The organism is Bacteroidota bacterium, from assembly GCA_016714535.1.
Classification (GTDB): Bacteria; Bacteroidota; Bacteroidia; order AKYH767-A; family OLB10; genus JADKFV01.
The window spans coordinates 23,127-45,223 of record JADKDR010000011.1 but is presented as its reverse complement, the minus strand read 5'-3'; the positions used below and the strand labels follow the sequence as shown (position 1 = coordinate 45,223).

Genomic DNA, 22,097 nt, shown 5'->3' with positions numbered 1-22,097 from the left:
CAACTTTCGGGTTATAAATTATGATAACTTACTTGAACTAAGAAACATTCTAACTATTTCTCGAAGAAAAGGAAACATAATTAGCAGCGGTAAAAAATTCTTGAAAGCAACTCAGCTAAGGAGATAAAAATTCAAGCTATTCACTATTTCTCAATAATAATCCTTTTGTGAATTAAAAGCCCTTGCTGGGTAGTAACCCGAACTATATACAATCCATTTGCAATAGAAGGCAACATGATGGTAGTGCTATTACCCGCCTGATTAAACACCACATTTCCTTGTGAATTATATATTTCAACCGAAGCAATGTTTTGTAACGGTGACGCTATACTAATGAAATCACTGGCAGGATTTGGAAAAACAGTTAAAGAAGCCTCCATTGATTCGGCAGTTGATGCGTAGATGACCGAATCGCCAACCACAGGACGAATCATTAATGCCACAGGCTCCGGGTCTTGTATCCACTGCCCTGCAAAATTATAGTAGTTGTTATTGCTATTATTCGTATTACGATCAACACCTAGGTTATAATAATTGGCCGATGTAAAAATGCAGCCAACGTAACATATTCCTGCCGGAATATATACCGGGTTGGTAGCATGATAAATGGCAAAGCCATTTATTGAATCAACATAATCAGGCGTGAGACCAACTTGCTCGTACAAGATAGAATCAATAAAAATATTTTGCCATACGACTAACTGAAGATTGTTGTTGCCAACATAGTCGCCCATCTGTGCCCAAAACACACGTATGCCTCGTAAAGTATCCCCTTCGAGAAAATTAAATCTTACCGCACAACTGCTGAAAGGCGATAGCATGGATAAGCCTGCTTCGGCTGTGCCATCATCAAATGCATAATAATTATACAAACGTTGTTTATAGACTACTGTATTATTTTCAGAATTTAAATCGGGATTTGTTGTAAGTTTAGCTAAAGAATAAAAGTTGGTTCCCTCGTCATTTATCTGTACCGAAGTTGGATAAGTAAATCCATTAAGCGGATAGGCATAAGGCGTGTAGGTATCAGGATTATAATTATTTGCTCCACCAATACTTGAGCTAAACAAGTAGTTAAAATTCTCATCAAATACGCTATCCTTAACGGTTACATTTCGAATGTTGTTTGCATCAATGTTGATGTTGTGAATAGTTAATTCTAAATTCGATTTCATTAATACAGCTTTGTTGCCAAAATTTTTGTAATGCCTCCATGGTATACTACTATAATCTTTTAACAACGATTGCCCTTTGTAAACCCATGCCACATCATCTATATTTTTACTTGAGTTTAAAATAATTTTTCGCAAAAGCACATAATCAATATGCCAATGATCCTGATTACCACTTTTTTGCTGCCGTAATTTCTAAATCGAAAGCGGAACCCGTTTGTTAGAAATTGACCTGTATTAATTTTTATCTCATACTGTGTAAAAACGGTATCATCCACAAAACTGCCTTTCATGCCCCACATACGCACCCAGTTTGATGTTGAAACGTCCCAAAAATCAAGGTTTAAAGAATCCTTAGGTTCCACGGTGTTGCCATACCCTCTGCGCTCCACATAAAACAACATTTGAACGCTATCATAATTATTGCCTTGCGCATCTTTTTGCAAATTGATAAAACGAGATGTCAATTGATCACACCATCCTGCCGTATTTCCGCTTAAAGTATCGTAAGCGTTTCCAAATTGATTAAGGCCATCAAGGGTAGCCACCCCGATACTTGGAGGATTTTTTGGAAAATCGGTATTCACATAAGCGGTGCTATCTATCCACCGTGATGATGCAGGGAAAATACTATCGTATGAAAAATCATCAATAAATGGCAAATTCAATGTATCTGCACTTGCATTCACCTTAAATGCGAATTGTGTTGAAGTGGTCTTCCAATATTGTTGCAAAGTTGCATTGCCCTTTACAGGTACCAGCCTAACCTGTGCAATTAATTGGTAGCCGGAGAGCAACACATATATGGTGAAAGATAGGAGTGTTTTAGCAGAATGAGAAATCATGTTTTAAATTTATTTTTTTTGTAGATGCTGGTTCAATACACTTTGAGACTGAGTAAAAAACAAATCAATTACATCGCCCTGATTAACGGGTTGCCCTGAAGTTGGCTCCGGCTCTTGCTTGTAAATTTTTGCCTCAGCGGTATCAATTACTGTTCCATCATACACAATTTTTCCGGCCAGCAAAGCCGAGCCTTTTAATATGAATAACGCTTCGCTTAATGTAAGATTGTATAACTCAGGGATTTCGACTGAACGATTTCCCAATCCATCCCCAAGTACTAAATCAACGGTGGTTCCTTTGGCTATAAATTCTCCGGGTTTTATGGTAAAGCCATTTACCTGAATAGCCAATACCGCATTTTTGCAAGGTCAGGCTTGTAAATGGTTTCGCCAATCTTAATACCGAGCGACTGTAAAATTTTTTCTGCTTGCCGGTACGATCCATCTATCAAATCAGGCATTAGTATTTCCGGAGCATTAAAACGTGTGATGGTTACATAGATGGTGCGTCCCTCTTTTACTTTTTCGTTAGGCTTTGGATCTTGCTCTATTATAGTGCCCGGACTAAGCTTAATATCATAAATGCTTGAATCGCTTACACTAAAATTTAACTGCTTATACTTTAAGAAAGTGCCAAGCTCGCTGATGTTTTTCTTGCGCAGCTCAGGAACCGTAATGGTTTCGCCATGGTGTGTATATTTATTTAACCAGTGATACGTAAGACCTAATAGCAACATAACCATGATAATGGCAGCAATTACATTAAGCCAAAAAAATCTGGAACGTAAATATGCAAGCAGCGAACCCAAGACACTTTTATTTTTAAAAGAGGCGCAAAATTATAATTTTCAAGCGAATAGCTGATACCTTGAGTGCCTTAGCAACAATTAATTGCTAAAAACATAGCTAAGTAAATTGGCTCCCATCTGTAATGCCTTCTGATGGCGCTCGGGGCTATCTTTATGTACTTCGAGCGATTCCCAACCATCACCAAGATCACATTCGTAATCGTAAAAACAAACCATTCGTCCCTGCCAGAACAAGCCAAAGCCCTGTGGGGCTTTGCCCTCATGCTCATGTACCTTAGGTAACCCATTATTAAAATCGTAGTGTTGATGATAGATAGGATGATTAAAAGGTATCTCTACAAAATTTATCTCCGGAAAAACTTTTTTCATTTCGCGCCTGATATATTCATCCAAACCAAAATTATCGCTTATATGTAAAACCCACCTGCTGCCAGGTAATTACGTATGTTCTGAGTTTCGCTGGCATTAAAAATCACGTTGCCATGCCCGGTAAGATGAACAAAAGGATAATTAAAAATTTCGGGGCTACCTGCTTCAACAATTCCTTGCTCAGGCTGAATATTCATCATTAACTGCTCGTTGCAAAACCTAATCAGGTTAGGAAGAGAAGTTTCGAGGTTTGCATACCAATCGCCTCCGCCATTATATTTCATAAGTGCTATTTTGTACGAGGGTTCACTGGGTACGAAGGCTGCACTTACCATAAAAACAATAAAACATAAGCAAATCTTTAAACTACTATTCATCATCATTCAATTTATTATAGCTCATTGATTCGGCTATTTTATATACAATATTAATCAGCTTAACTATCCTAAAACCTATAATGAAACAAATTAGCAGATTTAAGCGGCAACAAATGTAGAAATGCTTCTATAAAAAAAGCAAGTTTCTATGAGTTAATTAAACCCAAAATTGCATCATAATTTTTTTACTGAGGGTAATTTAATTACTATTGCAACTTCATTTTTACCGGAAAAATAAGTTAAATATTTTAATGAATTGGAAGTTTTGGCGCAAGGCAGAAAATGCTCAAGCGCCCAAAAAGAAAAAAAGTAAAACGCGCGAGTGGATAGATGCAATCGTTTTTGCTGTTGTAGCTGCAACCATAATACGTACTTTTTTAATAGAAGCATTTACTATACCTACTCCATCTATGGAGGAAACGCTTATGGTAGGCGATTTTTTGTTTGTTAGTAAAGTAAACTATGGACCGCGCACACCAATGACGCCTTTAGCTGTGCCTTTTATACATCAGTATTTTCCTTTTACAAAAATCAAATGTTATACCGAAGCAGTAAAATGGGGATATCATCGTTTGCCTGGTTTTGAAGATGTTGAGCGAAATGATATTGTGGTATTTAATTTTCCCGGACGTGCCGATGTTGATGGCAGTGGCAATGACTTCCCGATTGATAAGCGTGTGCACTACATAAAGCGTTGTGTAGCAATGCCGGGCGATTCGTTACAGCTTGTAAATGCCAACTTATATATAAATGGTACCAAGTCGCCTACTTTCGAGCGTGGTCAGGAACTTTATCAGATTAATGCTCAACCGGGTACCGAAGTAAACCCGGAAACTTTGCAAGACTGGGGGGTAACTCCTGATGATATGAATTATGCCCAATTTGGAAAACTAATGCTAACCCAAGAGTCGAAGCAAAAGTTACAGGGAATAAACGGGGTTACCGGTGTTGATTTATACGCGGATACCAACCCCGACAATGGCATTTTTTGTTTTGATCAATATCATCAATATAACCGTTTTAATTTTGGTCCCATTTGGATACCAAAGAAAGATGTCGAAATAGAAATCTCTGTTTTAAACATAAAGGTATACGAAAAGGTCATCACCTTTGATGAAGGCAATTCGCTTGAAGTAAAGGGCGACAAAATCTTTATAAATGGCAAAGAAAGTAGCCACTATAAGTTTAAGCAAAGCTATTATATGATGATGGGCGATAACCGCCCAAATAGTTGGGATGGCCGTAATTGGGGTTTTGTACCAGAAAATCATGTGGTGGGCAAAGCTGTATTTGTTTGGTTGTCGCTGGATTATGGCGGTAAATGGTATAAAAAGGTTCGTTGGAACAGAATGTTTAGATTAATTCACGACTAAATTAAATTCAAAAAGAATGCAACTAAACATGATTAAATTCGTCAGCAATTAAATATCGGACATCGAAAACAAATTTCTAAAAACAATTAACTAAAACATCAATATGAAAAAATTTTACCTGGTTATTTTATTGATTATCTGCATTGCCGCTCAACGAGGCAACAGCCAAACGTGTTCTTTCACAGAGGACTTTGAATTTATTGACAGCGTAACATCAACAGGCGCTATAGGCTGGTTGCCCGAAAATTTCTTTTGGGTATCGGGCTTTCAATGCACTGTAGGCCAATACGCCACGGGCGATTCCGCTATTATGACTTCTAATGTGTTTAGCACTGCAGGAAACACTTTTGTCAAATTAAAATTCTGGCAAATTTGTAAAGTAGAATTTTTTGATGGAGGAATTATTCAAGTATCAAATGATGGAGGTGTAACATGGAATCAATTGACTACTGCTCAATACCTGGGCACAGGCTCCATGCCCGGCAATAAATTCACCGAAGTTTCTTATGTTGACTGGCAACCGGGACAGCAAACTCCCCCTGACCAAACCTGGTGGAAATTCGAAGAATTTGACTGTTCGGCATTCCTTGCCAATACACCTACTGCAATGGTACGTTTTATAGTTGCCGATTTAAATAACAATGGTATGCAAGGACGTTATGGCTGGTTAGTTGATGATATTTGTGTAGAGACTGCACCTTGCGAATTATTTCCACCTGTTTTAACTATTTTACCTCCTTTTAATCAAGGTTTAATTTACAATACCGGTCCTTTCACTGTAAATGTTGATGCCACCGATGCCAGTGGAGTAGCAACTGTTACTATTGATTATACAGTAAATAGCGTTGCGCAGGCTCCTGTTTCAATGGTGTATCAAGGTGGTACAGCCTGGCAAGCTCAAATACCTTCGGTTAATGTTGGTGACATTGTTTGTTATCGCATAACCGCAGTTGATTCATCACCATGTCAAAACAGTATCACCTTTCCAGATTTATCACAAAATCCAATTTGCTTTACCACTACCACCGGAGTTTCACTTACCTACTGTAATAATTTTGACGTCAATGGAGAATGGACGCCTAGCTCAGTTGGAGGATCACAATGGCAATTAGGCACCCCTGCATTTGGTACAACTAATTCGTCATGGTCGCAACCTAACTCATGGGACATAGATTTGAACTCCGGTTATTTAGATAATACCGAAGCATATCTTACCTCCCCGGTATTTGACTTTACGCAATGCATAAATTGCAAAGTAGAAATGAAACTAAATTACAATACCGGAACTAATGACGGTGATGGAGCTCGCTTAGAATATTCGCTTGATACGGGGGTAACCTGGCAAGTAGTAGGGGCTGCCAACGATCCAAATGGTGTAAGATGGTATACTTCACCCTCCTTATTCTCAAGTAACCTGCCCGGTTGGGCTCAAAATTCGCAAGGATGGCATACAGCAAAGCGCAAATTGGTTGAAGCAGATTTTAATCAAACTACCAACCCAATGCGATTCCGTTTTGCTTTTGATAGCGATGGTTTTACAAATGCCGATGGTTTTAGCGTAGATGACTTTTGTGTAAAATTATTGCAAGCAACTGATATGGCAGCCGAATCTTTTGTAAGTCCAGGAGCATCAAGCCCTGCAGGAAGTTCAATACCTGTTGAAGTTATTGTTCGCAACGAAAGTTTCAATGCACAAACCAACTTTGATGTTTACTATAGCGTAAATGGTGGTGCACCTGTTGGGCCAACCAATTACTCTGGTCCTGCTATAGCTAGTAATGCCACAGCAAATATTATTTGTGCAAATATGACAGTTCCTGCAGGTAACTACACCATTTGTGCATGGACATCGGTTTCGGGTGATGGCGATGCTACCAACGACACTACATGCACCCAATCAAACGGAGTGCAAACCTTTCCTATTACCTATTGCAATGACCTCGAAACAAATGGTAATGACCTATACAATGTATCGGTCGGAGGAAATCAATGGCAATTGGGTATACCTAATTTTGGAGTAACTACTGGTACTCATTCTGGTGTAAACGCCTGGGATATTAATCTGAATTCGGTTTATGTTGGGTCAGATACGGGATATCTCTACACTCCATTTTACGATTTTCAAAATGTTACCAATGGCAGAATGCAGCTATGGATAAATTACAATACCGAAGCAAATTGGGATGGAGGTCGAATAGATTATTCTATTAATGGTGGCCCATGGCAAGTATTGGGTACCTGTAATGATCCTAATGGAATTAACTGGTACAATGACTGTGACTGCATAGGTAGTGGGAATTTGCCTTGTTGGCAAGACAATAGTAATGGATGGCTTAAGGCGCAGTATAATTTATCTTTACTTAATAATGCCGGTCTGGTGCAATTTAGAGCAGCATTTAATGCTGATGGTGTTATTGAAAGAGATGGTTTTTCTTTAGATGATTTTTGTATAATTAAGCCATGTGCTTATGACATAGGAAGTGAATCAATAGATGCTCCCGGACCAGGGTTTGCCGCAGGCAACTCTACCAATGTAGTTGTAACCATAAAAAATTATGGCAGCCTTAACATCGATACAATCAATGTTTCTTACAGCATTAATGGCGGAGCAGCGCTAACAACTACAGTTGTTAGCACAGTACTTCCTAATGGTTCGTTGCAAATAACTTGTCAGCCCGCATTTGTTGTTCCTACGGGAAGTTATACTATTTGCATTTGGTCAAATGTTACCAACGACTGCGAAGGATTTAACGATACCATTTGCGGCAATTATATTGGTATTCCTACCATTATACCAGGTTATTTCGATAATTTTGATCAGGCAAACGCAGGTTGGTATGCAACTACCAATACGCAAAACACCAAATGGGAATTGGGTACACCTAATTTTGGAAATACCAATTCGCCCTATAGTCCACCTCAATGTTGGGATATAAACCTAAACTCTGCTTTTGGTAATAACGCTTTGTGCTACTTGTACACTCCATTCTTTAATTGCACCAATAGCGTAAACCCCGAAATTTCTTTTTATATTAATCATAGCACCTTTGCGCAAGATGCGGGATGCAACCTTGAGTACACAACTAATGGAGCTACCTGGACACGTGTTGGAAATGTAAATTCACCAAACTCAACCAACTGGTACAATAGCAATATATTTCTTAATAATGAGGCAGTTTGGTCTGGCATATCTCCTGGTTGGAAATTTGCCGAATACAAGAACCTGACATTTTTATCAAATCAACCTGCTGTGCAATTCCGATTTGTATTTTATTCGGATGCCTTCAGTTCGGCTCCAACTGATGGCATATCAATTGATGATTTCAAATTATACATTCCAATTACCATTACAGCGGCCAGCGAAGATGTAAAACCGAACAATAATATTTTAATTCCTGGTCCACAACCTATCAAAGGAAAAATAACCAATAAAGGGACTACTGCACTTAGCAAAGTAGCTGTAACCTTAACAGTAGATGGATTAAATAATGTTATTGTAACCGATACCCTTGATTTGGTTGCCCTTACCGGTAGCGCTCTTCCTTTAGGTAGTAGCTATTGGCATGTGTTTTCGCAACCATATATAGCCACTCCGGGTTGTCATGATTTCTGTATTTATACCAGCTATCCAAATCAACAAAGCGATCTTGATAATAGCGATGATACCACCTGTGCGCAATATTGCGTGTTCGACTCAACTTCAGTTTATCCTTACTGCGAAGACTTCGAAAGTGGACCTCAATGGGTGTCATTAAACTCTTATACCTACATCGCTCCAACTTCATGGCAATTAGGTCTTCCTTTAAAACAAAATGTGTCAGGAACATTTAATGGTGTTAAAGCATGGGTAACCAACTTAACTCAAAATTATCCAAGTAACGATTCGTCATCATTATTTACTCCGGTATTTAATGTGCAGGCTGGTAAATGCTACCGTGTTAGTTTTGAACACAACTACTTTACTGAATTATTTCAGGATGGTGGTACGGTTGAATTCTCAACAGATGGTGGACAAATATGGAGTCCAATAGGTTTACCTGGAAATGCGCAATGGATGACTAGTTTTTATGTAGCCGCATTTAACGGGCCTCCACCTGTACCAGGATGGACAGGCACAAGCAATGGCTGGATACATGCCGAGCACGAAATTCAATCGTACCAAAATGGCTCTATGATGATTCGTTTCCGTTTTGGAAGTGATGTGTCTAATAACTCAGAGGGTTGGGCAATAGATCAATTCTGCTTTGAAGAGGTTCCGGGCAATCCGTGTGTAACTGCGGTTCAGGACGAAATTTATCAGGATATCTTCCTTTTCCAAAATGAGCCAAATCCAACTACAGGCAATACCACAATTAAGTTTACCATTCCAACAACTGAAAATGTAAGTCTTCAATTGAAAAATGTGGTAGGTCAACATGTAACCACAATTGCTGATAAGGTATTCGATCAAGGATTAAATGCTATCAATTTTGACTTTAGTAAAATTGAACCTGGCATTTACTTTATCGAAATGAACTTTAAAGATTACAAATTAATACGTAAAATGATTGTTCAGTAATTAATATTCTGAATTAAAATTAAAAGCCTGTGGTTATCCACAGGCTTTTTTATTTTTGCACCATGTATCGCTTTTTAACTTTTATTCTGCTACTTGCTTTTGCAATACAAGCGATAATACATCCTATTTCATTTTTTTTAAAGACTACTTTTTTCGACCACTACCAGTGGCATACTGAGTATATAAGCAGCAAGACATTCTTGTATGTTGCTGATGGAACTGAGAATTACCTAAACAATCATGAAGTAATTTTAAATGAAAAGATTTATGATATAATTTCCATATCGCAAAAAAATGACCAAACCGTATTGATGTTATTTGATGATAAAGAAGAACAGGCAGAATACAATCATTATAATAGTCAAAAAGAAAAAGGAAGTCAAAGGCATGCCACTAACCTGATGCTCTTACTTTTTGCAGAAGAGCCTGATTCAATTAAATTCATACTTTCGAGCTTAGCTATTACCTATCACTTCATTTCATTCAACTATACATCACCCAATCTCGAGCCCTTGTATATGCCGCCCTGGGCATAGTTAAAATCTAACTGTTTTCTTAGTATTTAAAACCGACATATACACTCATACATGTTGTGTATTTTTTATTTCTCAATAATTAATTGAATAAATCAAATGAAAATAAATTGTATATATATATTAATTTCCATCGCGTTTATGGAAAGCATAAATGCACAATCAAACGACTCAACAAAAACTTATAAATTAAATGAAGTAGTAGTAGGTGCTGAAAAATTTTCAACCATTAAAATGCGTACACCACAACAAGTAACTGTTATTAGTAAAACCGAAATCAACTTTCAAAATGCGGCAAACGCTGCTGACCTGATGATAAATTCGGGAGGATTGTTTGTTCAAAAAAGCCAGGGTGGTGGCGGAAGTCCAACAATAAGAGGATTTGAATCGAACCGTATTTTACTTACCGTAGATGGCGTGCGTATGAACAACCTGATATTCAGAGGTGGGCACTTGCAAAATATACTTCGATTAGATAACAACATACTTGCAAGCACGGAGGTTATACAAGGACCGGGCTCGCTTATTTACGGTAGTGATGCAATGGGAGGAGTAATAAATTTTAATACCCAGTCACCTTCGTTTTCAACTAACGACAAAGTGCTACTAAAGGTAAATGCAAAATTACGCTATCAATCAGCTGTTGCCGAAAGCATGGGTCATGTTGATTTTTCAATAGCAGGTAAAAAATTTGCCTCCTATACCAGTATCTCTTATTCGCTTTTTGGTGATATGAAACAAGGTAAAACAAAAAATCCCTTGGCGGGTGATTTTGGCCTATACTGGAAAGATACTATATATGTTGAAAGTTTCAATGCTGTAGACAGCATTGTGAAAAATGATAATCCCGAAATTCAAAAATTTAGTGGATACACGCAATACAATATTTTTCAGAAACTTCAATATAGGCATGCCAGTTTTTTACACACGGTTTCACTTCATTATACTGCTACCAGTGATATTAACCGTTTCGATAGGTTAAGTGAATGGCGCAATGACAAGCCACGAAACAGCGAATGGTACTATGGGCCCGAAACCTGGCTTAGTGCATCGTATAGGCTTACCGATACAAAAGAGCGAAAACTATACAGCTCCATGTATTTTACTTTGGGCTTTCAACAATTTGCTGAAAGTCGAAATACGCGTAGCTTTAAAGGAACAGAACTTAAAAGTCAAAAAGAAAAGGTTGATATGCTAACTGTAAATATCGACTTTATGAAAAGAATAAATCGCTACGACTGGCAATATGGAGCTGAGTTGATACACGGCACCTGCCTATCAACTGCTACCTTTACCAAACTGAGCAATGGCAGTGTTAGGCCGGCAGATTCCCGTTATCCCGGGGGCGATAATTCGCAACTAAATGCATCTGCCTATACCACCTTAGAATATAGCATTAATAAGAAGCTTGATGTAAGAGGTGGTGCACGCTTTGCCTCCAATACTCTTAAAGCACAATTTACTGATACTACTTTTTTCCCATTTCCATTTTCAACTATTGAGCAAAATAATAATGCAGTAACCACTTCCCTATCGCTAAACTACTTTGACATGAAATCCACTCGTTTCACATTGATGTTCAGCAATGGGTACCGAACTGCAAATCTTGATGATATGACCAAAGTTTTTGAAAGTATAGGTGGTGTACTAATTATACCGAATCCGAAACTTCAGCCTGAGTATAACTTAAACTATGAGGCTACCATTTCACACTTCATTGGAAATATATGCCATTTGGAAGCCACCGGATTCTATATGGATGTGAGAAACATATTTGCACTCGAAAACAGTACATTAAACGGTAAGGACTCAGTTAATTATGATGGAAGTCAAAGTGTAGTGCGTACCACTACTAATAAAGACAATGCTTACATCAATGGCATAGCGGGCAATGTAACCATACACTTTTCTCATTCCCTATCCTTCAATTTTAAAGGCAACTATACCTATGGTCGTATTATTAATAAGGACACTACTAATACTCCACTTGACCATATACCTCCTTTTGTAGCACGTGCCGGAATAAATTATGAACGCAATAAATTGCGTAGTGAGTTATATGTTCTTTACAATGGTGAAAAGAAATTACGCAACTACAGGCTTAATGCAGAAGATAACGAACTCTATGCAACGCCCAAAGGAATGCCTGCCTGGTTCACCGTAAACCTGAAAGCAAGTTATCAACTTACAAGTTTAATGCAGCTCCAAGCGGGAGTAGAAAACATCATGGACATACATCATCGTTATTTTGCATCGGGTATAAGCGCTGCGGGTCGCAATTTTGTATTTGCTCTGTCATTTAACATGTAAAAAACATCAACGTTAAACAAATAAAAGGCGCATGCTTTATCAAGCGCTTTTTTTATTTCTATCAAATTGTTTCTCCCTAATGCATTGTTATATTCGCGAAATATTAAACAGTGTGAAACAAATCTATTATTCTTTATTTTTGATGTTTCTGACAAATTTTTGTCACGCTCAAACTTTTAGTGGTTCGGGAGATACCATTCCGGATGATGGAACATTGATTGAATTTGAAATTACCGTAAGTGGACTACCAACAACTATTGACACAACTAATTTTGGACTAGAAAAAGTATGCTTTAATATTTTGCATACTTGGGATAGCGATTTGGATGTGACATTGGTGGCACCCGATGGCACCACAGTTTTGCTTACAAGTGGCAATGGAGGCGATGGCGATAATTTTATCGCTACCTGCTTTACTAATCAGGCAACTCAATCTATCAGTCAGGGTTCGGCCCCTTTTACCGGAAACTTTCTCCCCAATGGGAAACTTGGAGTTGTAAATAATCTGCAAGACCCTAATGGAATTTGGAAACTTCGAATAGTTGACACTTACCCCTTTGCTGACTTCGGCATTTTGCTAGGATGGAATATCACCTTTAGTAATTCGCCTGCCAGCGACCCCATTATTAAGATATGTAATCTTCCAATAGTATTGATTACTACCAATGGCCTGCCCATATTAAATGACCCAAAAACAGCTGCACATATGAAAATAATTTTTAATGGCTGGGGAGTTCAAAATTCGGTAGATGATACGGTGTATGTATACGATGGAAAAATTGGAATTGAGGTACGCGGCTCAAGCTCTCAAATGTTTCCCCAAAAACAATACCGGCTCGAAACACGCGACAGTCTTGGCAACAATCTTGACACCACCCTATTAGGAATGCCAGCGGAAAATGACTGGATACTATATGCTCCCTATACAGATAAAAGTTTTCTTCGAAATCGACTTACGTATAAGTTAGGAATGGACTTAGGAATGTATAATCTACGCGGTCAGTTTTGTGAAGTATTTATCAATAGCGAATACAAAGGAGTATATGAATTAACCGAAACCATTAAGCGCAGCAAAGATCGTGTATCACTTGCTAAACTTACAGCTAACGATACCATAGGAGATGAGGTAACCGGAGGTTACATTGTAAAAATAGATTGGGTAAAAGGTCCGTCATGGCCATCGAATTATCCTCCCGACCCAACACAACCGCAGAATAATGTCATTAATTTTCAGTGCGTAGATCCTAAACCTGACTCCCTTCATCCTAAGCAACAGCAATACATTCAAGCTTATATTGATAGTTTTGAAACAGTCATTTTTTCGCCATCGTATACTGATACAGTTACAGGCTGGAGGAAGTTTGCCGATGAGCGTTCGTTCATTGATTTTTTTATAATGAATGAATTTGCCAAAAATGTGGATGGCTATCGTCTATCAACCTATTTTTATAAAGACAAGTTTAGCAAAGGCGGCAAACTACATATGGGGCCTCTGTTTGACTATAACCTTGCTTGGCACAATGCTGACTATTGCAACGCACAAAGCTATACCGGTTGGGCTTATCGCATTACAGATCATTGTGCAGCCGACCTACCTATGTGGTGGAAAAGACTTATAACCGACCCACTTTTTCGTAACAACCTCCATTGCAGGTGGCAAGATATGCGCAGCACGGTTTTAAGCAAAACATACATCTATAATTTTATTGATAGTATGGTTACATACATTGACAGTGCGCAATACAGGCATTATAATCAATGGCCCATCCTTGGTGTATATGTTTGGCCTAACCCCAGTCCATTAGGACAGACATATGCCGAAGAAATAATGCATCTTAAACAATGGATTGACGAGCGAGGCACCTGGCTCGATGCTAATATGTATGGCTTTTGTAGCTTGCAATGGATGGATGAATTCTCACTACCGGTATTGTCAACCTACCCTAATCCGGCTACCGATGTTATTTATATTGATAACTTTATTCGCGAGCAAACTTACTCGGTAACCATATACGATTGTACCGGCAAACAATTAAATGCCACGGTGGCCTGGCTTGATGACCAAATCAAAATACAAGTGGCACACTTGACTCCGGGTGCATACTTAATTAAACTAAATACTAAATATAAACCGTACACCATCAGGTTTCTAAAAAATTAATGTACATCGTTTATGCATCAAGTTATTCTTAAAAATTTACAATTATCTAATTTTAAAAATTACGAAGATTGTCATCTTGATTTAGATGAGCAGATAAATTGTTTTGCAGGAAACAATGGTGCCGGCAAAACCAACATACTCGATGCAGTGCATTACCTGTGCTTATGTAAAAGTTATTTTACTGCAGGCGATGTACAAAATATTCGTTTTAATGAACAGGCTGCTTTTATTCTTGGAAATTTTATTTCAGGAGACACTAGTCATCAGGTTTTATGCACCTTGCGTAAGGACCAAAAAAAAATCATAAAACATAACGGCAATGAACTAGAGCGCTTGGCAGATCATATAGGCACCTTGCCGCTGGTAATGATATCGCCTATAGATAGCGAACTGATAACGGAAGGGAGCGACATCAGACGAAAATTTATCGACAGCATCATATCGCAGAGCAATGCACACTATTTGCATCACCTCATACAATATAACAGGGCGTTGGTGCAACGCAACAATCTGCTAAAGCAGTTGTCGAAAACAGCTTTTCTTGATCAGTCGCTCATGGAAGTATACAACGAGCAGATGCTGGCACATGGCAATATAATTCATGCGCAAAGGGCTACTTTCTTTAAGCAATTTAGTTTACTGTTTAATGAAACGTATAAAACACTAACTCCCAATAGTGAGCAAGCTGATCTTATCTACGAGTCGCAGCTAAATACAGAAAACTTTGATGTACTTTTAAAATCCCACTTGCAACGTGATGTTGATTTGCAATATACGGCTGTAGGTATTCATAAAGACGATGTTGTTTTTACTTTAAATAATATGCCTGTAAAAAAGTATGGGTCGCAAGGTCAACAAAAATCATTTACCGTGGCATTAAAACTTGCACAGTACTATTACATGAGTTTACAAAAAGATTGTAAACCTATCCTGATGCTTGATGATATCTATGATAAACTTGATGAACTACGCGTAAGCAAACTTATGCAAATGGTAAGCGAGCATAAATTTGGGCAAATACTTATAACTGATACGAATGCAGAAAGAATAAAAAATATTTTCGAAAAAATAAAAGAGCCCATCACCATCCATTTGGTAAAAGAGAATAGGGTTACGAAATCAGTTTAAGCAAGAAATATATAACGCCAAGCTTATTAGGCCTTTGGCTTCATGGCTTCCGATATTTTATCACTGGTAAGTGCATGTATATCGGCAAGTATGGTCTCCCTAACACGATGAAACTGATCCCTTTCAAAAGATTCCTGAATACGTCCATCATTAAGATAACAAATACAATCGCAGCCAGTAATGAGTGTTTCGATCATGTGCGAAGAGATAATGAAAGTGATACCTTGCGAATTAAGTTTCGCAATAATTTGCTTTACTACTTCTATCGACTCAAGGTCAAGCCCATTAAAAGGCTCATCCAGAATAAAAAATAATTTGCCAGAAACAAAAGCGCTTAACAATGCAAGCTTCTTTTTCATGCCATGCGAAAAATCTTCTGTCAGATTATCTAATGGCAATTGCAACAAATTGGCAAGCTGATCAATATCACGCTTAGCGTGATTAAACAAAGACAAGTGCTCGCGGGCGGTTATATGACTATAAAAAAACAATTCACTTTCAACAAAGGCTGTTACTTTTTTTGGAGGATGCCCTCCATCAAACACAATCGTGCCTGCTTGCAACTTAAGCCATCCATAAATGCAATTAAACAAAGTGGTTTTGCCACTGCCGTTTAATCCCAACAGACCATATACTTTTCCGGTTTCGATTCTCATCGAAACCCCCTTCAATACTTCTTTGTTACCGTATGAAAACTCAAGGTTATTAATTGAAATCATGTAGATAATAAGATAAATTTTTTATTGCTTTTGAAAAATAGAAAACTAAAATAAATAAAGGCAAGGGCAAAAACCAGGGCATCACAATACTCATCAAGATTAGCGTTTGCAATATGGACGAAGAACCGGTATCCTCATTTGGTGCATATCTGGCATATTTTAAAGTAATAATTGCAGCTAATGCCATAACACAGAGAAAATAGAAGGCCAAAACAATATACCAATCATTAAAATTAAAAATAGTATAAAGCAACAACCCCGGCAACAATGTTAGTGACATATACAGCAACCCTTTGTAAATTTTACCTGAAAGAAACCGCATTGAACTCTGATTAAAACTTATGATAAAAGAAGCTGGTTCGTTATTGGAATAAAAAGAAAACACAACTGAAAACAATACAAAAGAAAATGCAAGGGATACATAGGGAAAGTAAGACAAACATACTTGCAAGAAAATAAAAACATAAAATAACAAACCGCGTTGCCTTAAACCAAACCACCACTCATACATTAAGGGTAATCGTACAAAAGGTTTAAAATTTGTTTTGGCATGAATATGCTTTTGCCCAGGTATTAATGCTATTAGCAATGCACCTGCTATCAAGGTAAAAGCTGCTATCCATTTGCCCAATGCTAGTTGAATGATTACAAATAGGCAAAGTGGCAAAATGTACTCTGCAAAATGAGCACGCCAAGGCTGATTGACAATGGAATAAATAAACTTAGCATCCTTGCGATTAAGATGAATAGATAACAGCAATAATAACAAAACTCCAGACCCGATTAAAGCAGTATGATTAGGGGCCGCCATACGGCCACTTATAAAATAAATTAGAACTACAGGCACTACAATTACCAGCAAACGATAAAGATAATTCAGTTGCAAAAACTCGCGCCACAGCTGAATACATCTAATAATTAATAGCTCCTTAATCACCTTGCAATGATACTATTATACTTTAATGCTTAAGTTCTGAGATGCCTACATTCTCGTTTTTTTAACAAAAAAGGCAACTGAATATTGTTATAACAAATGTGATGGGTATTACGCCTAATTGTATTTACTTCGCGCAAAATTTTGAAATAGGTTGATACCTGAATATAACCCCATCGAACTCACAGCAGTAAATGCTTTGCTTACACAAGAAGGCACTGTAGCAATTACTACACATCATAAGCCCGATGGTGATGCCATTGGCTCATGCGTGGCCTTGTACCACTACCTTTGCGATCGTAATAAAGAGTGTTGCATAATACTGCCTTCCGACTTTCCTGATTTTTTAAGTTGGATGGTGGAAGGAACAAACTATATTAATTACGAAGAAAATCCACAGGTGGGAAATAACCTATTTGCAAAGGCTTCAATTATATTTTGCCTTGACTTTAATGATGCAAAACGAGTAGAACGATTAGAAAATCATTTGTTAAAGAGTGGTGCTACCAAAATTATGATTGACCATCATCTTGAACCAACGGACTTTTGTGACTATACCTTTTCATTTTATAAAGCCGGCAGCACGGCCGAGTTGGTTTATCATTTTATTTTGGCGTTGGACGCCACATACAAATTTTCAAAAAAATCGGCATCTTCATTATATGCAGGCATAATGACCGATACGGGTTCATTCCGATTTAGCAGCACAACTGGTGATACGCACCGTTTAGTAGCTTCGTTGCTCGATTGTGGCGTAATACCAAACGAAATACATGAAGCTATTTTCGATAATTTCTCGGAAAACCGCACCCATTTTCTGGGCCATTGCTTAAAAGATAAGATGGTGGTATTACCGGAGTATAAAACAGCATACATAGCCATTTCGAAAAGTGAACTAAAACAATACGACCATCAAACAGGTGATACCGAAGGCATCGTAAATTTTGCCTTATCAATAAAAGGCGTTCGTATGGCCGCTTTTATTTGCGAGCATGAGGGAATAATAAAAATTTCGTTTCGTTCGCGCGGGCATTTCTCAGTTAAAGAACTTGCTGCAACTCACTTTAACGGAGGCGGGCATCAAAATGCCGCAGGCGGCCGTTCATTTGAAACACTTGATAATACGGTTTCTAAATTCTTAACCATACTCCCCTCCTATTTGCACCAACTTAACAGTAATGTATAATACGGCTGCCTCAACATTATCAATACTAACGGTATGCCTATACGTTGCCGGATGTAATACGTCTGAACAAAAGATTGTGACTGCAGACACAACTGAAGCCATAATTAAAGAGCACCTTATAAAAGCCAATAAAGAACTCACGCTGGAAGAACAGTTAACCATTGAGGCATACATAAAACGAAATGGACTTGAGATGGAATCAACTTCGAGCGGCTTACGTTATCGTATCATACAACAAGGCACAGGCGACTCCATTAATTTGGGAGACAAGGTAACAATTGCATATAGGGTTTACTTACTTGATGGTACCTTATGCTACCAAACAGATAGCGGCCAAACTCTACTTGTTACCGTAGGCCAGTTTGATATACCTGCGGGCATGCATCAAGCTTTGCTTAGCATGCAATTGGGAGATAAATGGCAATTATTAATACCTTCGCACCTTGCTTATGGGCTTACTGGCGATAACAATAAAATACCGATGTCAAGCACATTAAATGTTTATATAGAAACGATCAATAAATCAAAATAACTTTAACTACTAATGATTAAAAAACTTGTAATGATGAGCGCTGTGGCAAGTATCATGTTCACAGCATGTAACAAACCAGAATTTCAGACTACACCAACCGGACTGCAATACAAAATTATTGATGGTGGTGGAAAAGGACGCAAAGCACAGGTGAATGACTTACTCGAAGTTCAATGGGCCTATGCTACCATGAATGACTCTGAGCTATACAGCACTTTTAAAGAACAGAATCTTCCTGTACCTATACAACTACCCGCCCCTCCATATAAAGGCGCATTTGAAGAGGGCATGCAACTAATGAAAGCGGGAGACAGTGCTATTATGATAACTAGCGCTGATTCATTTTTTACCCGACTTGGCAAAGACATGCCTGAGTTTATAAAGAAAGGTGATAAACTGAAAATGAAACTGAAAATATATTCGGTACAAACATCAGATGAATATAATGCTAAAGGTATGGAGCGTGAAAAAAAAGCACTTGCCGACTATATAAAAGCAAACAATATTTCGGCAATGCCTGACAATGAAGGCCTCTATATTATGAAAGAGAAAGAAGGAACCGGAATTACTCCTGCACAAGGTGATACAGTATACGTAAACTATACCGGCAAACTGCTTGATGGAAAAGTATTTGACTCATCAGAAGGAAAAGATCCTATTAGTTTCCCTATTGGCACAGGCATGGTTATAAGAGGCTGGGATAAAGGATTAATGCAACTTAGCGAAGGCACTAAGGCCAAATTTATTATTCCATCAGCGTTAGCTTATGGTCCGCAAGGTGGTGGCCCTATACCACCCAATAGCACGCTGTTGTTTGATGTTGAATTGGTAAAAGTTGTAAAGGCCAAGTAAATAACAAATCCATTTTTAAAATAAAAAAAAGCTGTTCATAATCGAGCAGCTTTTTTTTTGTGCTTAGCTCTTTATTTAATAAACTTAAAATTTTGCACAGCAGATGCAGATGAAATGCGCATCATATATAAACCAGGAGATAGGTTAGAAATATTAAAACTTAACGGCCATTGAGTTATTAATTCAAGCCTTATCAATTTTCCATTTACATCTATCAAACTTAGGTGAGCAGGTAAATCAATCTCTAACTCTGGAATTGTTATTGAATTACCATTAGAATAAACAAAAATCGGTTGTGCAGCTATTAGCTCGTTATTAGATGCAACAATGGCATTAAGATCCGTTTTATATAAGTTACCACCAAAGCCAAAAATCTTTTCATCGCTAAAAAATATCAAACGACTTCCGGTTGTGGCCACTCCTTCTTTTTGCGAAAAGTTTTGCAGATCGAGTTCTGTAGTATTCCCACCAAAAAAGTCGTTTGCTGCATAATTTCGAAATAGCCAACATCTGCCCGAAGAAAGCAATACGACTTCGCCAGAGGCGAAGTCTATGGTTGAGCCTGTTATCCAATAAGCCTCTTTCGGTCCAGGCCCACAGTAAAATTTATTGTTATACGTGGCAAAATATGTTCCGCTATCATCAGGCAGCGTATAACATCTTGAATAACCATCAAATGGCATTGTTCTGTTTTTGGTAAAAAGGAACAAGGAATCATCCTTCCAAATAAAAGCTTCACAGTCATAATTTAATAACGAATCGGGAGGAGGGAATTGCGCTTGATCATTATAATTGAAGTATATAAACTCTCCATCTAACGTATCATTTATTGCCAAAGAAGGATTAGGTATTTTTATGATTCGCAAGTCGGTACGATTATTAAAGTTGTTTCCAAAATCTCCAATATAAACATTGCCTGAGTCATCTGTACAAACCTCCTCCCAATCTAAGTTTGATACATTATTTAGATAAACGGTATTTACCAGATTGGCAAAGGTGTCTATCAAATACAAGGCATTATCAGGCCCACCATCATTATGCGAAACCATAATACCATTGCCAATATAAACCAGACCCGATGACTCATTTAATGCAGCAGGCAAAGGATTTACAGTCTGCAGGCTTACAACAGTTTGTGCAAAAGCCATCTTTGCAATTAGTATGGATATTAAAGGTAAAAATAATTTTCTCATTTATTCTGTATGTTTACCGCCTCATAAAAAAGCGATTGCATGTTTTTTGTTTTGTCAAAGATACTCAACTTTGTAATTCAGCCCGTAATATGGGTTATGGTTTTAATGATAGTTGCTGTAATTGCAAAGAACCCCGTTCGTAAAAAAAAAATCTTACTCGGTGCAACCATACTTCTGCTTTTGTTTACAAACCCATTTTTGTGCAACCTGGTTATGCATGCATGGGAAATTCAGGGCTACAAAGCTTCTGCTATCTCTAAGCCCTACGATGCAGGGGTGGTGATGGGTGGTTCCTTGCGCTTGTATAATTCCTCCATGAGGGGGTAGTATACAGTAGGCGTGGCGATCCATTTTTACAAAGTATCGATTTGTTGAATCAGCAGAAAATAAAGAAGTTATTGCTAACAGGAGGCTCAGGTTTTGTAATGTTTAAAGATATTAAAGAGTCGCAGTTACTTGCCAAGGTATTGGTAGATCTCAATATACCTGATTCATGCATTATTACTGAAAACGAAAGCCGAAACACTTATGAAAATGCTGTAAATACTGCCAAAATAATTAAGGAGCAATTTGCAGGTAAACGTATATTAATTATCACAAGTGCTATACATATAAGGCGCACCCGCGCCTGCTTTGAAAAAGCGAACCTTCAAGCTGATTACTTTCCTGTTGACGAAAGAAGTGGTACCGGAATTTACACTCCCGACAAAATAATTATTCCCAATTCCGAATGTTTGGATGCATGGGGAGCATTGCTGCATGAGTGGGTAGGAATGATAATTTATAAATTGAATGGCTATTGCTAAATAGGTGTAACCAACTATAGGCTGGTATATCAACTGATAAAATGAGAAGGATATTATACTAACTTGAGTGATGCTACTTTCTCGTGTTTAAAAAATCAAAATACATTTTGATTCGGTTACGAAATTGCCTTGTCACAAAATTCAGCAAACATCCATTGGAGCTTGAAACCCATAAGTTTTGGCTATCATTAAAAATCAAGCTCCTACTTGTTAAATTGTCTGATGAGCGACAGTTATATT

Annotated in this window: 17 protein-coding genes and 1 pseudogene; 10 read left to right on the top strand and 8 right to left on the bottom strand. The window is 37.8% G+C overall.

Annotated elements, in window-relative coordinates; genetic code table 11:
• Window positions 1-143 precede the first annotated feature (143 nt).
• From IPO27_14160 to IPO27_14140, 5 genes and pseudogenes are all read right to left on the bottom strand, one after another.
• The gene (locus IPO27_14160; GenBank protein ID MBK8847615.1) at window positions 144-1,310 is read right to left on the bottom strand and encodes a T9SS type A sorting domain-containing protein; all 1,167 of its coding nucleotides are present in this window, start codon (window positions 1,308-1,310) and stop codon (window positions 144-146) included.
• Window positions 1,292-2,017, bottom strand: a complete 726-nt coding sequence (locus tag IPO27_14155; protein ID MBK8847614.1) for a hypothetical protein — start codon at window positions 2,015-2,017, stop codon at window positions 1,292-1,294. Before IPO27_14155 ends, IPO27_14160 begins: the two co-directional genes overlap by 19 nt.
• 9 nt (window positions 2,018-2,026) lie before the next feature.
• Window positions 2,027-2,368 carry a PASTA domain-containing protein gene (locus tag IPO27_14150; GenBank protein MBK8847613.1) on the bottom strand — a complete coding sequence of 114 codons (342 nt, stop codon included), beginning with the start codon at window positions 2,366-2,368 and terminating at the stop codon, window positions 2,027-2,029.
• Window positions 2,353-2,826, bottom strand: coding sequence for a PASTA domain-containing protein (locus IPO27_14145; protein ID MBK8847612.1), 474 nt, complete (start codon window positions 2,824-2,826; stop codon window positions 2,353-2,355). The genes IPO27_14150 and IPO27_14145 overlap by 16 nt, the downstream gene beginning before the upstream one ends.
• 78 nt (window positions 2,827-2,904) lie before the next feature.
• A pseudogene (locus IPO27_14140) lies at window positions 2,905-3,572 on the bottom strand (DUF4159 domain-containing protein).
• Window positions 3,573-3,823: 251 nt separating this feature from the next.
• Between IPO27_14140 and lepB the strand changes: the two are divergent.
• The 6 genes from lepB (at window position 3,824) to recF (ending at window position 15,635) form a co-directional block, all read left to right on the top strand.
• A complete protein-coding gene (lepB, locus tag IPO27_14135) occupies window positions 3,824-4,945 on the top strand; it encodes a signal peptidase I (GenBank protein ID MBK8847611.1) in 1,122 nt (373 codons plus the stop codon).
• Window positions 4,946-5,048: 103 nt separating this feature from the next.
• Window positions 5,049-9,503 (top strand): T9SS type A sorting domain-containing protein, encoded by a 4,455-nt coding sequence (locus IPO27_14130; protein MBK8847610.1) that lies wholly within the window; start codon window positions 5,049-5,051, stop codon window positions 9,501-9,503.
• 62 nt (window positions 9,504-9,565) lie between these two features.
• Entirely contained in the window at window positions 9,566-10,039 is a 474-nt protein-coding gene (locus IPO27_14125; protein MBK8847609.1) for a hypothetical protein, read from the top strand.
• A 138-nt stretch (window positions 10,040-10,177) separates the two neighbouring features.
• Window positions 10,178-12,346, top strand: coding sequence for a TonB-dependent receptor (locus tag IPO27_14120; GenBank protein MBK8847608.1), 2,169 nt, complete (start codon window positions 10,178-10,180; stop codon window positions 12,344-12,346).
• A gap of 142 nt (window positions 12,347-12,488) precedes the next feature.
• On the top strand, window positions 12,489-14,507 hold the full coding sequence (locus IPO27_14115) for a CotH kinase family protein (GenBank protein MBK8847607.1): 2,019 nt from the start codon (window positions 12,489-12,491) through the stop codon (window positions 14,505-14,507).
• A 12-nt stretch (window positions 14,508-14,519) separates the two neighbouring features.
• On the top strand, window positions 14,520-15,635 hold the full coding sequence (gene recF, locus IPO27_14110) for a DNA replication and repair protein RecF (GenBank protein ID MBK8847606.1): 1,116 nt from the start codon (window positions 14,520-14,522) through the stop codon (window positions 15,633-15,635).
• 26 nt (window positions 15,636-15,661) lie between these two features.
• On the opposite strand, the gene IPO27_14105 is transcribed toward recF, so the two are convergent.
• Together IPO27_14105 and IPO27_14100 are read right to left on the bottom strand one after the other, a co-directional pair.
• Entirely contained in the window at window positions 15,662-16,354 is a 693-nt protein-coding gene (locus IPO27_14105; protein ID MBK8847605.1) for an ATP-binding cassette domain-containing protein, read from the bottom strand.
• Window positions 16,341-17,291 (bottom strand): hypothetical protein, encoded by a 951-nt coding sequence (locus IPO27_14100; protein MBK8847604.1) that lies wholly within the window; start codon window positions 17,289-17,291, stop codon window positions 16,341-16,343. Before IPO27_14100 ends, IPO27_14105 begins: the two co-directional genes overlap by 14 nt.
• 151 nt (window positions 17,292-17,442) lie before the next feature.
• Between IPO27_14100 and IPO27_14095 the strand changes: the two genes are divergently transcribed.
• The 3 genes from IPO27_14095 to IPO27_14085 are packed head-to-tail and all read left to right on the top strand — an operon-like array spanning window position 17,443 to window position 19,858.
• Window positions 17,443-18,474, top strand: a complete 1,032-nt coding sequence (locus IPO27_14095; protein MBK8847603.1) for a DHH family phosphoesterase — start codon at window positions 17,443-17,445, stop codon at window positions 18,472-18,474.
• Window positions 18,467-19,006: an FKBP-type peptidyl-prolyl cis-trans isomerase gene (locus IPO27_14090; GenBank protein MBK8847602.1), complete on the top strand. Its 540-nt coding sequence runs from the start codon at window positions 18,467-18,469 to the stop codon at window positions 19,004-19,006. The genes IPO27_14095 and IPO27_14090 overlap by 8 nt, the downstream gene beginning before the upstream one ends.
• A gap of 12 nt (window positions 19,007-19,018) precedes the next feature.
• The gene (locus IPO27_14085) at window positions 19,019-19,858 is read left to right on the top strand and encodes an FKBP-type peptidyl-prolyl cis-trans isomerase (protein ID MBK8847601.1); all 840 of its coding nucleotides are present in this window, start codon (window positions 19,019-19,021) and stop codon (window positions 19,856-19,858) included.
• Between the two features lie 71 nt (window positions 19,859-19,929).
• On the opposite strand, the gene IPO27_14080 is transcribed toward IPO27_14085, so the two are convergent.
• On the bottom strand, window positions 19,930-21,051 hold the full coding sequence (locus tag IPO27_14080; protein MBK8847600.1) for a T9SS type A sorting domain-containing protein: 1,122 nt from the start codon (window positions 21,049-21,051) through the stop codon (window positions 19,930-19,932).
• A gap of 371 nt (window positions 21,052-21,422) precedes the next feature.
• On the opposite strand from IPO27_14080, the gene IPO27_14075 reads away from it, so the two are divergent.
• The gene (locus IPO27_14075) at window positions 21,423-21,857 is read left to right on the top strand and encodes a YdcF family protein (GenBank protein MBK8847599.1); all 435 of its coding nucleotides are present in this window, start codon (window positions 21,423-21,425) and stop codon (window positions 21,855-21,857) included.
• Window positions 21,858-22,097: the final 240 nt, after the last annotated feature.

Excerpts from the sequence above, each read along its gene's own strand:
- IPO27_14155 (MBK8847614.1), bottom strand. The coding sequence starts at position 2,017 with ATGATTTCTCATTCTGCTAAAACACTCCTATCTTTCACCATATATGTG.
- lepB (MBK8847611.1), top strand. The coding sequence starts at position 3,824 with ATGAATTGGAAGTTTTGGCGCAAGGCAGAAAATGCTCAAGCGCCCAAA.
- IPO27_14130 (MBK8847610.1), top strand. The coding sequence starts at position 5,049 with ATGAAAAAATTTTACCTGGTTATTTTATTGATTATCTGCATTGCCGCT.
- IPO27_14125 (MBK8847609.1), top strand. The coding sequence starts at position 9,566 with ATGTATCGCTTTTTAACTTTTATTCTGCTACTTGCTTTTGCAATACAA.
- IPO27_14120 (MBK8847608.1), top strand. The coding sequence starts at position 10,178 with ATGGAAAGCATAAATGCACAATCAAACGACTCAACAAAAACTTATAAA.
- IPO27_14115 (MBK8847607.1), top strand. The coding sequence starts at position 12,489 with ATGTTTCTGACAAATTTTTGTCACGCTCAAACTTTTAGTGGTTCGGGA.
- recF (MBK8847606.1), top strand. The coding sequence starts at position 14,520 with ATGCATCAAGTTATTCTTAAAAATTTACAATTATCTAATTTTAAAAAT.
- IPO27_14105 (MBK8847605.1), bottom strand. The coding sequence starts at position 16,354 with ATGATTTCAATTAATAACCTTGAGTTTTCATACGGTAACAAAGAAGTA.
- IPO27_14090 (MBK8847602.1), top strand. The coding sequence starts at position 18,467 with ATGTATAATACGGCTGCCTCAACATTATCAATACTAACGGTATGCCTA.
- IPO27_14085 (MBK8847601.1), top strand. The coding sequence starts at position 19,019 with ATGATTAAAAAACTTGTAATGATGAGCGCTGTGGCAAGTATCATGTTC.
- IPO27_14080 (MBK8847600.1), bottom strand. The coding sequence starts at position 21,051 with ATGAGAAAATTATTTTTACCTTTAATATCCATACTAATTGCAAAGATG.